At 57.9% G+C, this 518-nt stretch carries 1 protein-coding gene; it reads right to left on the bottom strand.

Going from position 1 to position 518, the window contains the following annotated elements; genetic code table 11:
* Window positions 1-164: 164 nt before the first annotated feature.
* Window positions 165-518: GNAT family N-acetyltransferase (locus NKI25_RS36420; protein ID WP_353001015.1), on the bottom strand; the 354-nt coding region annotated here is incomplete at its 5' end.

Genomic DNA, 518 nt, shown 5'->3' with positions numbered 1-518 from the left:
CTCAGGACCTCGCGTTCGCTCACGCTGACATGCTAATCAAACAGCTGAAAGACGTCTATTTGGATTGCGAGCGGGGAGGCCGCCGGTGCGCTGGGGACGGAAGACGTGATGTACTGTTCGATGCGCGAGTTCCGACTAGGCGCGAGATAGCAGATTGCGCATAATCAACGATGCATGGCCTTCTGCACCGTGCGACGCGGCCCTGCGATCGACCACTTCGAACCATGTTTGCAGTAAAAGGCCATTGCCCGGTCGTTTCCCTCGAGCACTTCGAGTGCGACGCTCGGGATGCCGGAATGGGCGGCAAAGACAGCGTGCAATATATTAGCGGCTAGCCCGGTGCCGTACTCGCTTTGATCGATGTGGAGCCGGTCAAGCACGACGTCGCCGGCTTCATTCATCTTAGCCATCGCGTAGCCGGCAATCGAGCCGTCTGGCCGTTCTGCCACGAACGACATTTTGTTGGTGTCTGTCAGTTCCGCCGCAATCCGCTGCAGCGTGTGATCTTCATCCGAAAT

This window comes from Mesorhizobium sp. M0808, from assembly GCF_040320025.1.
GTDB lineage: Bacteria > Pseudomonadota > Alphaproteobacteria > Rhizobiales > Rhizobiaceae > Mesorhizobium.
The sequence above is the reverse complement of the archived record's forward strand: the minus strand, read 5'-3'. Positions and strand labels throughout refer to the sequence as shown.